Source organism: Variovorax sp. F042 (genome assembly GCF_057814215.1).
Window position 1 is genome coordinate 23,547 of sequence record NZ_JBVASX010000014.1, and the last position, 12,065, is coordinate 35,611.

Annotated in this window: 10 protein-coding genes; 8 read left to right on the plus strand and 2 right to left on the minus strand. The window is 67.2% G+C overall.

Going from position 1 to position 12,065, the window contains the following annotated elements:
• Positions 1-16: 16 nt before the first annotated feature.
• Positions 17-1,270 (plus strand): cation:proton antiporter, encoded by a 1,254-nt coding sequence (locus ACZYSP_RS29270; protein ID WP_093057897.1) that lies wholly within the window; start codon positions 17-19, stop codon positions 1,268-1,270.
• On the opposite strand, the gene ACZYSP_RS29275 is transcribed toward ACZYSP_RS29270, so the two are convergent.
• Both ACZYSP_RS29275 and ACZYSP_RS29280 read right to left on the minus strand, forming a co-directional pair.
• Positions 1,267-2,601: a heavy metal sensor histidine kinase gene (locus ACZYSP_RS29275; protein WP_489017980.1), complete on the minus strand. Its 1,335-nt coding sequence runs from the start codon at positions 2,599-2,601 to the stop codon at positions 1,267-1,269. The genes ACZYSP_RS29270 and ACZYSP_RS29275 overlap by 4 nt on opposite strands.
• Complete coding sequence (locus ACZYSP_RS29280) at positions 2,598-3,275, minus strand: heavy metal response regulator transcription factor (protein WP_093057895.1); 678 nt, start codon at positions 3,273-3,275, stop codon at positions 2,598-2,600. Before ACZYSP_RS29280 ends, ACZYSP_RS29275 begins: the two co-directional genes overlap by 4 nt.
• Before the next feature lie 161 nt (positions 3,276-3,436).
• Here ACZYSP_RS29280 and czcI point away from each other — a divergent pair, with 161 nt between their 5' ends.
• The 7 genes from czcI (at position 3,437) to ACZYSP_RS29315 (ending at position 12,064) form a co-directional block, all read left to right on the plus strand.
• Positions 3,437-3,811 carry a cation efflux protein, CzcI family gene (gene czcI / locus ACZYSP_RS29285; protein ID WP_093057894.1) on the plus strand — a complete coding sequence of 125 codons (375 nt, stop codon included), beginning with the start codon at positions 3,437-3,439 and terminating at the stop codon, positions 3,809-3,811.
• Positions 3,812-3,909: 98 nt separating this feature from the next.
• On the plus strand, positions 3,910-5,247 hold the full coding sequence (locus ACZYSP_RS29290) for a TolC family protein (RefSeq protein ID WP_489017983.1): 1,338 nt from the start codon (positions 3,910-3,912) through the stop codon (positions 5,245-5,247).
• Positions 5,248-5,273: 26 nt separating this feature from the next.
• A complete protein-coding gene (locus ACZYSP_RS29295; protein WP_489017985.1) occupies positions 5,274-6,623 on the plus strand; it encodes an efflux RND transporter periplasmic adaptor subunit in 1,350 nt (449 codons plus the stop codon).
• 10 nt (positions 6,624-6,633) lie between these two features.
• The gene (locus tag ACZYSP_RS29300; RefSeq protein WP_489017987.1) at positions 6,634-9,837 is read left to right on the plus strand and encodes a CusA/CzcA family heavy metal efflux RND transporter; all 3,204 of its coding nucleotides are present in this window, start codon (positions 6,634-6,636) and stop codon (positions 9,835-9,837) included.
• Positions 9,827-10,744, plus strand: a complete 918-nt coding sequence (locus ACZYSP_RS29305) for a cation diffusion facilitator family transporter (protein WP_489018115.1) — start codon at positions 9,827-9,829, stop codon at positions 10,742-10,744. Before ACZYSP_RS29300 ends, ACZYSP_RS29305 begins: the two co-directional genes overlap by 11 nt.
• 140 nt (positions 10,745-10,884) lie before the next feature.
• Positions 10,885-11,637, plus strand: a complete 753-nt coding sequence (locus ACZYSP_RS29310; RefSeq protein WP_489017989.1) for an SDR family oxidoreductase — start codon at positions 10,885-10,887, stop codon at positions 11,635-11,637.
• A gap of 10 nt (positions 11,638-11,647) precedes the next feature.
• Complete coding sequence (locus ACZYSP_RS29315) at positions 11,648-12,064, plus strand: cupin domain-containing protein (protein WP_489017991.1); 417 nt, start codon at positions 11,648-11,650, stop codon at positions 12,062-12,064.
• Position 12,065 lies beyond the last annotated feature (1 nt).

The following is a 12,065-nucleotide window of genomic DNA, read 5'->3' on the forward strand; positions in this document are numbered from 1 at the left end:
CGATTCCAGCTCTTCGATGTCCGTCACTTCGCTCCTGCTGCAGCTCATCGTCATCCTGGCCACCGCGCGTTTATGCGGGTGGGTGCTTCGTCATGTGGGGCAGCCCGGCGTGGTCGGCGAGATGGCGGCGGGGCTGATGCTCGGGCCGGTCGTCATGGGCGCGTTGTTTCCCTCGCTGCACGCGCAGCTGTTCTCCAAGGAGTCGCTGCAGGGGCTCTCATCGCTGTCGACGCTGGGGCTGGTGCTGTTCATGTTCGTGGTCGGCCTGGAGCTGCGGGCGTCGCAGGGCGTGCGTGAGCAGCTTCGCTCGGCGGGCTATGTGGGCGTGCTGAGCGTGGTCGTGCCGATGGCGCTGGGCATCGCGATTGCGCCGGCGCTGCATCCCACGCTTGCGCCGGCCGGCGTCGGCTTCTGGCCGTTTGCGCTGTTCATCGCGGCGGCGCTGTCGATCACAGCCTTCCCCGTGATGGCGCGCATCCTGAAAGACCGCGGCATGACGCGCACGCCCTTCGGTCAGCTGTCGCTGGGCGCTGCGGCCGTGGTCGACGTGTTCGCCTGGATCCTGCTGGCCTTCGTGGTCGCGATGGTCGGTGCAGGCGAGGGCTACCAGGGCCTGCTCAAGACCACGCTGGGCATGGCGGTGGTGCTGCTGGCGCTGTTCTTCGGGCTCAAGCCGGCCTTCGCACGGCTGCTGCGCGCCAAGGCGCCCGAGGGCGAACCATCGACCACCGTGATGGCGGCGCTGATGCTCGGCCTGCTGGCGACGGCGCTGGTCACCGAGTGGCTGCACCTGCACGCGGTGTTCGGCGCCTTCCTGTTCGGCGCCTGCCTGCCGCGCGACGACCGGCTGCTGAAGTCGCTCACCGAGCGGATCGAGCCGATCTCCATCGTCGTGCTGATGCCGCTGTTTTTCGCGCTGGCGGGGCTGGGCACCACGTCCAACGCCTTCTCGGGCGCGAGCCTCGGCGCGATGCTGCTGATCGTGGGCGTTGCCACCGTCGGCAAGATCGCCGGCGGCGCGGCCGGCGCGCGCATGGCGGGCTACGGCTGGCGCGACAGCCTGGCCACCGGCTCGCTGATGAATGCGCGCGGGCTGATGGAACTCATCGTGATGAAGATCGGCCTCGACGCGGGGCTGATCGGCCCGGAGCTTTTCACGATGCTGCTTGTGATGGCGCTCGTGACCACGGCGATGACGGGGCCGCTGATCAACCTGTTCATCGGCCGCAAGGCAGCGGTTGCGGCAGATGCCGCGCACGCCAAGCCCTAGTCCCGGTCGCTGCTGCGCCGTACCGTGAACCCGATGCGCGTCTCGCCGCCCTGGCTGGCCGCGAACACGCGTCCGCCGTGCATGCGCGCGATGGCTTCCACGATCGACAGGCCCAGGCCGTGGTGCCGGGTCGAACCGTCCCGCGCCTGCGCCGCGCGGTAGAAGCGCTCGAACAGGCGGGGCAGGGCGGCGGGGTCGATCGGCTCGCCACGGTTGACGACCGCGACTGCGAATTCATCGTTGTTCTCTACCCCGATCTCGATGCGAATCGTCGAAGCCGGCGCCGCGAAGCGGATCGCATTGCCCAGCAGGTTGAAGAGCGCGCGCCGCACTAGCGCGGCGTCCACGTCGGCCATGGCGTCGCCCTTCACTTCCGCACGCAGGCCGGCTTCTTCCAGCATGGCGTCGTAGAAGTCGATTACGTCGCCGGCCTGCACCGCCAGGCTCGTCACCGCCCGCGTGCGCATCGGCGCGCCGCGTTCGGCCTGCGAGAGAAACAGCATGTCGGTGACGATGCCCGAGAGCCGGCCGATCTCTTCGAGGTTGGAGGCGAGCACGGTCTGCAGCTCTTCGTTGCTGCGCGGGCGCGTGAGTGCGAGTTCGGTGGAGCCGATCAGGTTGGCCAGCGGCGTGCGCAGCTCGTGCGCCACGTCGGCGTTGAATGATTCGAGCTGCACGTAGGCGCGTTGCACCCGCAGCAGCAACGCGTTGAACTGCGTGATCCATGGGCGCAGCTCTTCGGCGAAGTCCATCGCGTCGATGGGGCGGTTGGCCTTGTCTGGCGCCATTGCAGCGGTGCGCTGGGCCAGCGCCTTGAGCGGGCGCAGGCCGCGCCGCACCAGCCACATGCCCGTGAGCGAGACCAGCGCCGTGCCCAGCACGACGGCTCCCAGCAGCGTCCATGCGAGCCGTTCGAGCAGGCGGGCTTCCTGTGCCGTGTTCACGCCGAGCTGCACCTGCAGCTGCGTCGTCAGGCCACTCTGCTGCCAAGGCACCACGAGGTCGCGCCGCATCCAGCGGCCGCCGGCCGTGGGACTGGACTGGAAAAGCTGCTTGCCCGCATGCGAGATCGACAGGCTCACGTCGTCCTGCATCGAGAAGAAGTCGTCGAGCTTGTGCCGCAGGAAGACGAGGTCGCCGCCTTTCTCTGCCTCCTTGAGCAGGTGCTCCACCAGCACTGCCTTCTGGTTGAGCTCCTCTTCCTGTTTCTGTCCGAAGCTCCAGGCCGTGACGAGGTAGATGGCGAAGCAGATCACGCTGAGCCCGAACAGGGTCTGCGCGGCGAACCAGAGCGACAAGCGGCTCTGGAGTGAGTGCGGCCGGGCGGTCAAGACCAGGAGCGGTCTTCGAGGACGTAGCCCATGCCGCGCACGGTGTGCAGCAGCTTCACCTCGAACGGGTCGTCGAGCTTGCTGCGCAGGCGCCGGATGGCCACTTCGACCACGTTGGTGTCGCTGTCGAAGTTCATGTCCCACACCTGCTCGGCAAGCGTGGTGCGCGACAGGATCTGGCCGCGTCGGCGCAGCAGCACCAGCAGCAGCGTGAACTCCTTGGCCGTGAGGTCGAGGCGCGTGCGGTTGCGCACGCACTTGCGGCTGAGGAGGTCGACCTCCAGGTCGGCCAGCCGCAGTACGGTCGATTCCTGCGGTTTGCCGCGGCGCAGCAGCGCCTGCACACGGGCCAGCAATTCGGAGAAGGAGAAAGGCTTGACGAGGTAGTCGTCCGCGCCCTGTTGCAGCCCCTGCACGCGGTCTTCGACCTTGTCGCGCGCCGTGAGCACCAGCACGGGCACGTTCTTCGTGCGCCGGATGGCCTGCAGCACGGCAAAGCCGTCGATGCCGGGGAGCATCACGTCGAGCAGGACCAATGCGTATTCCCCCTCTGTGGCGAGGTATCTCCCCTCGATGCCGTCGCGGGCGATGTCCACGACGTAACCGTTCTCCTCCAGCCCCTTTTTTAGGTAGTCGCCTAGTTTGGGCTCGTCTTCGATGACAAGTATTCTCATTGCCGCATGGTATCGAAGCACTTTCAATAAGCGGGTTACGTTTCGGTAATCCTATTGACGGACAAAACCCTGCCCCCGTGTCATACATTGCGCCGGGCCTGCATTTCGAAGGGCCATTGCCGGAATGCCCGCCGCAGTCCGTCGATATACTTTTTGCCTCCATGCGCCGCTGGCTCCTCATCTTCCTGCTCGTCCTGTTGCCGTTCCAGTTCAGCTGGGCGTCGGCATCGGCGTATTGCCAGCATGAGCGCGATACGCAGCCCGAGCACTGGGGCCACCACGAAAGCGAAACCCGCGGCACCGACCGCAGCCACAGCGGCGAGGGCGCGCAGAAAAACTCCAGCACCCAGCCCAATGCAGTGGTCGGCGAATGCGCGGTCTGCCATGCAGGCTATGCCCAGCATGCGGATGCTTCGGTGGCGCCGGTGCTGGCTGCGGCGCGCGTGGCCCAGGCCCTGCGCGCAATGCCTGCCGAGCGCTTTGCCTCGCACATCTCCGACGTTCCGGTTCGTCCCGACTGGTCTCTCGCCCTTTGATTCGGCGAGAGAACACATTCCCCCTCTGATACTCACCATCAGCTGAGCTCTTCTCGCCGAATTCGTCCGTCCGTTGTTTCGCAACCCAGGAGAATTCGATGCGCACGCTCTTCGTGCCGCTGGCCATGTTGGCCTTGGCGGCGCCCCCGGCTTTTTCACAACAGGTCGCAGTGTCGGCCGCTGCCGGCACCCCGTATTCACAGCAGTCCAACGCGGCTGCCCGCACTCTGGAGCCCGTGGGCCCGCTGACGTTGCGCAACGCCGTTGCGATGGCGTTGCAGGCCAACCCCGGCCTGTCTGCCGCGTTCCGCGAGCAGGAGGCCACCGAGGCCGCCATCGTCCAGGCCGGCGCCTGGCCCAACCCCACGCTCGACGCGCAGGTGGAAGACCTGCGCCGCGACAACCGCACCACCACGCTGCAACTGAGCCAGCCCCTCGAATTGGGTGGCAAGCGCGCGGCCCGCGTGACGGCGGCCGAACGCGCGCGCGACCAGGCCGCGTCGGCGCTGGCAGGCCGCCGCGCCGAGGTGCGCGCGGCGACTGTCACCGCCTTTTTCGACGTGCTCACCGCGCAGGAGCGCCTGCGGCTCGCGCAGGACTCGGTGAGCCTTGCACAGACAGCCACCCGCGCAGCGGCCAACCGCGTGGCCGCCGGCAAGGTCTCGCCGCTGGAAGAAACCAGGGCGCGCGTGGCCGAGGCCGGCATCCGCGTCGAGTTGCTGCAGGCCGAGGGCACGCTGCGCTCGTCGCGCCAGCAGCTGGCCGCGCTGTGGGGCAACCCGAACCCGCGCTTCACGCAGGTGGATGGCGCTGTCGACCAGCTGCCGGCACCGGTGCAGGACGTGGCCAGCCGCCTGGGCGCGGCGCCCGTGGTGCAGCAGGCGCGGCTCGAAGTCGAGCGGCGCAAGGCGCTGTCCGACCTGGAGCAGGCCAAGCGCATCCCAGACGTGACCGTGTCGCTCGGCGCCAAGCGTGTGCCGGCATCCGAAGGCGAAACCGGCAGCAGCCGGCGCAACCAGGTGGTCGTGGGCCTGTCGATTCCATTGCCGATCTTCGACACCAACCGCGGCAACGTGGCCGAGGCCCTGAGCCGCGAAGAGAAGGCGCGCGACGACCTCGTCGCTGCCGAGCTGCAACTGGGCACCGATGTCGCGCAAGCTTCGGAGCGCCTGCGCTCCGCGCGCGCCACCGCCGAGACGCTGCAGCGCGACGCGCTGCCCGGCGCCGAGACCGCCTACAAGGCCGCCACCAAGGGCTTCGAGCTCGGGAAGTTCAGCTTCCTGGAAGCACTCGACGCGCAGCGCACGCTGTTCCAGGTGCGAGCGCAATACCTGCTGGCACTCGCCGACGCGCACCGCGCCGCCGGTGACCTCGACCGACTGCTGGGCAACGAAGGCAACGACATCTCTGCCGCGACACCACCCGTCGCGCGCTGACAGGCAAGCAAGGAACTCCACACATCATGAACACCGAAGAACGCAAACCTTTCGCCGAGCGCGTCGGCAAGAAGCAATGGATCGCCATCGCGGTTGTCCTGGTGCTGGGCCTCGGCGCGGGCGCGATGATCCTGCGCACATCACCCGCCAAGCCCGAAGCGGCCGGCCATTCGGAAGCTGCCGGGCACGGCGACGGCGAGCATCACGAAGAAGGCGGCAAGGAAGCCAAGGAAGAGGGCAAGGACCACGACCACGATCACGGCGAGGCCAAGGGCCATGCCGACAACGAGCACCACGAGGAAGGCAAGGACAAGGAAAAAGCCGCAACGTCGCAGCACAAGGAAGACGAAGAGAAGATCGCCTTCACCGACGAGCAGGTCAAGGCCGCCGACATGACCATCGAGAGCGCAGGCCCCGCGCGCATCAAGTCGTCGCTGCAACTGCCTGGCGAAATCAAGTTCAACGAAGACCGCACGGCCCACGTGGTGCCGCGCGTGGCGGGCGTGGTCGACAGCGTATCGGCCGACCTCGGCCAGGAGGTCAAGCGCGGCCAGGTGCTGGCGGTGCTTTCGAGCCCTTCGTTGTCGGAGCAACGCAGCGCGCTGCAATCGGCACAGCGCCGGCTGGAGCTGGCCCGTTCCACCTACGAGCGCGAGAAGAAGCTGTGGGAAGAAAAGATATCTCCGCAACAGGACTACCTGCAGGCCCAGCAGGCCATGCAGGAAGCGCAGATCGCGGTGGCCAATGCCAACCAGAAGCTGCTGGCACTCGGTGCCACTCCGGGCTCGTCGGCGCTGGGCCGCTACGAGCTGCGCGCGCCCTTCGACGGCATGGTGGTCGAAAAGCACATCTCGCTCGGCGAATCGGTGGGCGAGGCCGTCAACGTCTTCACCATCTCTGATCTATCGACCGTGTGGGCCGAGATCAGCGTGGCCGCCAACAACCTGAACCTGGTGCGCATCGGCGAGCCGGTGAGCATCCGCTCCAGCGCCTTCGACCAGACCGCGACCGGCAAGGTGTCGTACGTGGGCTCGCTGATCGGCGCGCAGACGCGCACCGCCACCGCGCGTGTCACGCTGACGAACCCGCAGCGCATCTGGCGCCCGGGCCTGTTCGTGAACGTCGAGCTCGTCGCCTCAGAGACGGATGCCCCCGTGACCGTATCGGCCGAAGCGGTGCAGACGGTGGAAGACAAGCCGACCGTGTTCCTGCGCGTGCCCGGCGGCTTCCTGCCGCAGCACGTGCAGACCGGGCGCAGCGACGGCAAGCGCATCGAGATCGTGAGCGGCCTGAAGCCCGGCGTGCCCTATGCGGCCAGCGGCAGCTTCGTCGTGAAGTCGCAGCAGGGCAAGAGCTCTGCCACGCACACCCACTGAGGAAGTCCGCATGTTCGAACGCATCATCCGCTTCTCCATCGAGCAGCGCTGGCTGATCCTGCTTGCCGTGCTCGGCATGGCGGCACTCGGCATCTTCAGCTACCAGAAGCTGCCCATCGACGCCGTGCCCGACATCACCAACGTGCAGGTGCAGATCAATACCGCCGCGCCCGGCTACTCCCCGCTGGAGACCGAGCAGCGCGTGACCTACCCCATCGAGACCGTCATGGCGGGCCTGCCGGGCCTGCAGCAGACCCGTTCGCTGTCGCGCTACGGTCTTTCGCAGGTAACGGTGATCTTCAAGGACGGCACCGACATCTACTTCGCGCGGCAGCTCGTCAACGAGCGCATCCAGTCCGCGCGGGAGAGCATGCCCAGCGGCATCTCACCGGTGATCGGCCCCATCTCGACCGGCCTCGGCGAAATCTACCTCTGGACCGTCGAGGCGGAAGAGGGCGCGAAGAAGGCCGACGGCAAGCCTTACTCGCCCACGGACCTGCGCGAGATCCAGGACTGGATCATCAAGCCGCAGCTTCGCAACGTGGCGGGCGTGACCGAGATCAACTCCATCGGCGGCTATGCAAAGGAGTTCCACATCGCGCCCGACCCGGCCAAGCTGCTGGCCCACGGCCTCACGATGACCGACCTCGTCACCGCGCTGGAACGCAACAACGCCAACGTGGGCGCGGGCTACATCGAGAAGCGAGGCGAGCAGTACCTCATTCGCGCGCCGGGGCAGGTGAAGTCGGCGGAAGACATCGGCAACGTCATCCTCGGCAACGCCAACGGCATTCCGCTGCGCGTGCAGGACGTGGCCGAGGTCGGCATTGGCAAGGAACTGCGCACCGGCGCGGCCACCGACAACGGCCGCGAGGTGGTGCTGGGCACCGTGTTCATGCTGATCGGCGAGAACAGCCGCACCGTGTCGCAGGCGGTCGACAAGAAGATGCAGGAGATCAACCGCACGCTGCCCGCCGGCGTGAAGGCGGTGACGGTGTACGACCGCACCGTGCTGGTCGACAAGGCCATCACCACGGTGAAGAAGAACCTGTTCGAGGGCGCGGTGCTGGTCATCGCGATCCTGTTCCTGTTCCTCGGCAACATCCGCGCGGCGCTGATCACCGCGCTGGTGATTCCGCTGTCGATGCTTTTCACCTTCACCGGTATGGTGAACCAGAAGGTCAGTGCCAACCTCATGAGCCTGGGGGCGCTGGACTTCGGCATCATCATCGACGGGGCGGTGGTGATCGTGGAGAACTGCGTGCGAAGGCTGGCCCATGCACAGGCGCACAAGGGGCGGCCGCTGACGCGCAGCGAGCGTTTCCACGAAGTGTTCGCGGCCTCGCAGGAGGCGCGCCGGCCGCTGCTGTTCGGCCAGCTGATCATCATGATCGTGTACCTGCCGATCTTTGCGCTCACGGGCGTGGAGGGCAAGCTGTTCCACCCGATGGCCTTCACCGTGGTGATTGCGCTGCTGGGCGCGATGATCCTGTCGATCACCTTCATTCCCGCGGCAGTGGCGCTGTTCATCGGCAACAAGGTCAGCGAGAAGGAAAACCGCCTGATGGTGTGGGCCAAGCGCGGCTACGAGCCGCTGCTGGCGCGCGTCATGGCGGCCAAGCCGCTGGTCATTACCCTGGCCGCCGTGGCGGTGGTGCTGTCGGGCCTGCTGGCCACGCGCCTGGGCACGGAGTTCGTGCCGAGCCTGAGCGAAGGCGACTTCGCCATCCAGGCGCTGCGCATTCCGGGCACCAGCCTCACGCAGTCGGTCGAGATGCAAAAGCAACTCGAACGCACGCTGAAGGCGAAGTTTCCGGAGATCGAGCGCGTGTTTGCGCGCACCGGCACGGCCGAGATTGCTTCGGACCCGATGCCGCCGAACATCTCCGACGGCTACATCATGCTCAAGCCCGAGAGCGAATGGCCCAAGCCTCGTCGTACACGCGAGGAGCTCCTCGCAGCGGTGCAGGAAGAGGTGGAGAAGCTGCCGGGCAACAACTACGAGTTCTCGCAGCCCATCCAGCTGCGCTTCAACGAGCTGATCTCGGGCGTGCGCAGCGACGTGGCCGTGAAGATCTTCGGCGACGATATGGACGTGCTGAACAAGACGGCCGCCGAGGTGTCGGGTGTGCTGGGCAAGATCGCCGGCGCGGCCGAGGTGAAGGTCGAGCAGACCACCGGCCTGCCGATGCTCACCGTGAACATCGATCGCAACAAGACCGCGCGCTACGGCCTCAACGTGGGCGACGTGCAGGACGCGATCTCCACCGCGGTAGGCGGGCGCGAGGCGGGCACGCTGTTCGACGGTGACCGGCGCTTCGACATCATCGTGCGCCTGCCCGAGAACCTGCGCACCGACCTCGAAGCCATCAAGCGCCTGCCCGTGGCCCTGCCCAAGGGCGCGGGCGCCGAAGGCCAGCGCACCAGCTTCATCCCGCTGGGCGAGGTGGCCACGCTCGACATCGCGCCCGGCCCCAACCAGGTGAGCCGCGAGGACGGCAAGCGCCGCATCGTGGTGAGCGCCAATGTGCGCGGCCGCGACCTCGGCTCCTTCGTGGCCGAGGCAGAGGAGGCCATGCGCAACGTGAAGATTCCCACCGGCTACTGGACCGTGTGGGGCGGCCAGTACGAGAACCTCGCCTCGGCCACGCAGCGGCTGCAGATCGTGGTGCCGGTGTCGCTGCTGCTGGTGTTCACGCTGCTGTTCGCGATGTTCGGCAACCTCAAGGACGGCCTGCTGGTGTTCACCGGCATTCCGTTCGCGCTCACGGGCGGCATCGTGGCGCTGTGGATGCGCGGCATTCCACTGTCGATATCGGCGGCGGTGGGCTTCATTGCGCTGTCGGGTGTGGCGGTGCTCAACGGGCTGGTGATGATCTCGTTCATCCGCAACCTGCGCGAAGGCGGCCTGCCGCTGGACGCTGCCATACGCGAAGGCGCGCTCACGCGGCTGCGACCGGTGCTGATGACGGCGCTGGTCGCCTCGCTGGGCTTCGTGCCGATGGCCATTGCCACCGGCACCGGCGCCGAAGTGCAGCGGCCGCTGGCCACGGTGGTGATCGGCGGTATTCTTTCGTCGACCGCGCTGACGCTGCTGGTGCTTCCGCTGCTCTACCGCATTGCGCACCGGCGCGATGAAGAAGAGGAAGAAGTGCAGGAGCAGGTTCATGGCGCGCCACTCGATCCTGCATTGCAAGGCTCCCATGGCACATGAGCATTCACACGCTGTAGGCGGCAACGAGAAGGCACTGCGCTGGGCGCTTCTGCTGACCACGGTCTACCTCGTGGCCGAGGTGATCGGCGGGCTGGTGTCGGGGAGCCTCGCGCTACTGTCCGATGCAGCCCACATGTTCACCGACACCGTGGCGCTGGCAATTTCGCTGGCCGCCATCTGGATCGGCAAGCGGCCTGCGGACAGGCGGCGCACCTTCGGCTACTACCGCTTCGAGATCCTGGCGGCGGTGCTGAATGCGGTGCTGCTGTTCTTCGTGGCTATCTACGTGCTGTACGAGGCCTGGCGGCGCATCTCCACGCCGGCCGAGATCCAGTCGACCATGATGCTGCTGGTGGCCGTGGGCGGGCTGGTCGTCAACCTGATCGGCATGCGGCTGCTCGCGGCAGGCAAGGACAAGAGCCTCAACGTGAAGGGCGCGTACCTGGAGGTGTGGGCCGACATGCTGGGCTCGATCGGCGTGATCGTCGGGGCTCTGGTGATCCGCTTCACCGGCTGGGCGTGGGTCGATTCGGTGATCGCGGTCGCCATCGGCCTGTGGGTGCTGCCGCGCACCTGGCGGTTGTTGCGCGAGAGCCTGAACGTGCTGCTCGAAGGCGTGCCTGACGACGTGGACCTGCCCGAGGTCGAGCGTGCGCTGCTGGGCAGCGAAGGCGTCGCCAGCCTGCACGACCTGCATGTATGGGCACTCTCGAGCGGCAAGGTGAGCCTCAGCGTGCACGTGGTGTGCACGCCGGATGTGGATGACATGGCGCCGCTGATGCTGCGGTTGCGCGCCCTGCTGGCCGAGCGCTTCGACATCCACCATTCGACGGTGCAGGTCGAGCGCGTGCCCTGCGAGCAGGCGGCCGAGAGCCATGGTTTCGGGCCTGCGGTCGCGGCCACCTAGCTGGCCGGACCGGTCGATCTGACCGATTCCTGGGATTTTTCGGTCCCGGTGTCACAAACGCCCCCCGCTGGACGTCTTGCCTGCATGGACGTCCACGGGGGGCGTTCTTGACTCCGACTCTCCTTACCGAGGAATCAACCATGAAGATCGTCATCATCGGAGGCTCCGGCCTCATCGGCTCCAAGCTCGCCACGCGCCTGCGCGATGCAGGCCACGAGGTCAACGCCGCGTCGCCCTCGACGGGCGTCAACGCGCTCACCGGCGAAGGCCTGAAGGCCGCGCTGGCGGGCGCCAATGTGGTCGTCGACGTCGCAAATTCGCCCTCGTTCGAGGACGAGCCGGCGCTCCAGTTCTTCGACACCGCTGGGCGCAACCTGCTGGCCGCCGAGGCGGAAGCCGGCGTGACGCATCACATCGCGCTGTCGGTGGTCGGCACCGATCGCTTGCTGGCCAGCGGCTATTTCCGCGCCAAGCAACGCCAGGAAGAGCTGATCGAGGCCTCGCCCGTGCCCTGGACCATCGTGCAGGCCACGCAGTTCTTCGAATTCGTGGCCGGTATCGCCGACGGGAGCGTGCGGGGCGGCGAAGTCCGGCTGTCGAACGCGTTGATACAGCCGATGGCGGCGGACGACGTTGCGGCTGCGCTCGCCGCCGTGGTGGCCGAGCCCCCCGCGCGGGGCCGGATCGAGATCGCGGGCCCGCAGGCGTTGCCGCTCGACGCGCTGGTTCGGCGCCTGTTCGCGGCGACCGGCGACAAGCGGCCGGTGGTCACCGATGCCGGGGCGAGCTACTTCGGCGTGCAGCTCGACGACCGGTCGCTGACGCCCGGCAACGCCCCGCGCCTCGGGACGATCCGCTTCGAAGACTGGCTGGCGCAGCGTGCGCTGGCCTGAAAGGCAACCCATGACCCGTTTTCAGAAAACCTGCATTTCCCTGGGCCTTACGTTCGGTGTGCTTGGCGTGTTCGTCGCCATGCCCGCCCTGGCGGCCCCCGAAGCCGCCGTGACCATGCTCATGACGAAGGACCTGGCGGACATGCCCGGCAAGGAAGCAGTCACGTTCGTTGTCGACTTTCCGCCAGGCTCAGTCGATCCCGTCCACCGCCACGACGCCCACGCCTTCGTGTACGTGCTCGAGGGATCGATCGTGATGGGCGTGAAGGGCAGCAAAGAGGTCACGCTGACCTCCGGCCAGACTTTCTACGAAGGCCCGGCCGACATTCACACGGTCGGCCGCAACGCCAGTGCCACCAAGCCCGCAAAGTTCCTCGTGACGATGGTCAAGGACAAGGGCGTGCCGTTGCTCACGCTGGTCAAGTAGC